Annotated in this window: 1 protein-coding gene; it reads left to right on the forward strand. The window is 76.0% G+C overall.

Annotation, left to right across the window (positions count from 1 at the left end; genetic code table 11):
- A partial coding sequence (locus GTR00_RS19810) for an Rne/Rng family ribonuclease (RefSeq protein ID WP_166613267.1) occupies nt 1–2,009 on the forward strand: 2,009 nt, incomplete at both ends.

A 2,009-nucleotide genomic window follows, 5' to 3' on the forward strand; every position in this document is an offset into this window, starting at 1 on the left:
GCCGCCGCGCCTCCGCGCCCGCCGGGCCGCCGCGCCCCGCCGAGGAGCGCGCCGCCGAGGAGGAGCGCCCCGCGCAGGGCGCCGCCGCCGAGGAGGCCGCCCCCGAGGACGCCGCCCAGCGCCCCGCCCACGGGGTCGAGGAGCTGCTGGAGGCCCTCACCGTCGTCCGCGAGGACGTGGACGACGTCGAGGACGAGGGCGTCGAGGGCGTCGAGGGCGAGGAGGGCGAGGAGGGCGACGAGGACGGTGCACCCCGCCGCCGCCGCCGCCGCGGCGGTCGCGGCCGCCGCGGCCGCTCCCGCGAGGACGCCGAGCGCTCCGAGGAGGAGGACGAGGCTCCCGAGGACGCCGACGAGGACGCCGAGGAGGGCGCCGACGAGGCCGCCGAGGCGGAGGTCGACGCCGCGGACGAGGACGAGGAGGCCGCCGAGGCGGAGGAGTCCTCCGGCTCCTCGCGCCGCCGCCGCCGTCGCCGCCGTCGCGGCGGGGCCGGCGAGAGCGAGGAGCCGGCCCCGGACGACCCGCCGAACACCGTCGTGCGGGTGCGCGAGCCGCGCCGCGCGCGCAGCACCGGCACCGGCTCGGGCACCGGTGAGGACGAGATCACCGCGCTGAAGGGCTCCACCCGCCTGGAGGCCAAGAAGCAGCGCCGCCGCGAGGGGCGCGAGCACGGGCGCCGCCGCGCGATCCTCACCGAGGCGGAGTTCCTCGCCCGCCGCGAGAGCGTCGAGCGCGTCATGGTGGTGCGCGAGGAGGACGGCGTCACCCAGATCGGCGTGCTCGAGGACGGCATCCTCGTGGAGCACTACGGCGCCCGGAAGGCGCAGACCACGATGGTCGGCAACGTCTACCTCGGCCGCGTGCAGAACGTCCTGCCGAGCATGGAGGCCGCTTTCGTCGACGTGGGCAAGGGCCGCAACGCCGTGCTCTACGCCGGCGAGGTCAACTGGGACGCGGCCGGCCTGGAGGGCCAGCCGCGGCGCATCGAGGCCGCCCTGAAGTCCGGCGACCCGGTCCTGGTGCAGGTCACCAAGGACCCGGTCGGGCACAAGGGCGCCCGCCTCACCAGCCAGGTGTCGCTGCCGGGCCGCTTCCTGGTCTACGTCCCGCGCGGCTCCATGACCGGCATCTCCCGCAAGCTGCCCGACACCGAGCGCTCGCGGCTGAAGAAGGTCCTCAAGAAGGTCGTGCCCGAGGGCGCCGGCGTCATCGTGCGCACCGCCGCCGAGGGCGTCTCCGAGGAGGAGCTGGCCGCGGACGTGCAGCGCCTGCAGGCCACCTGGGAGGCCATCCAGGCCAAGGCGTCGGCCAAGAACGCCCCCGTGCTGCTGCACGGCGAGCCGGACCTGACCGTGCGCGTGGTGCGGGACGTCTTCAACGAGGACTTCTCCCGCCTGGTCGTCTCCGGCGACGAGGCGTGGGGGACGGTCAGCGACTACCTCGGCGACGTCGCCCCCGACCTGCTGCAGCGGGCCGAGCGCTGGGAGGGCGAGGACGACGTCTTCGCCGCCCACCGCGTCGACGAGCAGCTGCAGAAGGCCCTGGGCCGCAAGGTGTGGCTGCCCTCGGGCGGCTCGCTGGTGATCGACCCGACCGAGGCGATGCACGTCATCGACGTCAACACGGGCAAGTTCACCGGCTCCGGCGGCACGCTGGAGGAGACGGTCACCCGCAACAACCTCGAGGCCGCGGAGGAGATCGTCCGCCAGCTGCGGCTGCGCGACATCGGCGGGATCATCGTCATCGACTTCATCGACATGGTCCTGGAGTCCAACCGCGACCTCGTCCTGCGCCGGCTCGTGGAGTGCCTGGGCCGCGACCGCACCAAGCACCAGGTCGCCGAGGTCACCTCCCTGGGCCTGGTGCAGATGACCCGCAAGCGCACCGGGCAGGGCCTGGCGGCGGTGCTGGAGGAGCTGGAGGCCGCGTCCGCGGAGGCCGCCGCGGCCGCCGGCCCCGGCGCTCCCGCCGCCCCCGGCGGTGCGAACGGGGCGGCCGCCGCCGGCCCC

This window comes from Kineococcus indalonis, from assembly GCF_009906395.1.
Taxonomy (GTDB): Bacteria; Actinomycetota; Actinomycetes; order Actinomycetales; family Kineococcaceae; genus Kineococcus; species Kineococcus indalonis.